The 269-nt window shown below is 31.2% G+C and carries 1 protein-coding gene; it reads right to left on the minus strand.

Going from position 1 to position 269, the window contains the following annotated elements; translation table 11 throughout:
* Window positions 1-92: 92 nt before the first annotated feature.
* On the minus strand, window positions 93-269 hold a 177-nt coding region (locus FOT98_RS32050), incomplete at its 5' end, for a DUF3231 family protein (protein ID WP_144291309.1).

Here is a 269-nt window from a genome sequence, read left to right on the forward strand (position 1 = left end):
AATGTTTCACCTCTAAACACAGGATGGTTAATCAAATTGAATTTATTAAACTTGTTGCCACTACATTTTAATTTTTAGTCAAGTCATTACGGTCAACTACAATTGGAGGCTGTTCTAGCCATCCTTTTTCTCATATAATCTCTTACTTCTTTAGAGCAATTAATTTGACTAAACCCTAACTCAAGCACCATTTTCAACGTTGTTTTTTGAATATTTAAGTACACTCCACTAATTTCAGTTGTATTAATAGGTCTTCGTTTAGTTAACCA

It is taken from the genome of Bacillus sp. HY001 (genome assembly GCF_007558965.1).
GTDB lineage: Bacteria > Bacillota > Bacilli > Bacillales > Bacillaceae_G > Bacillus_A > Bacillus_A mobilis.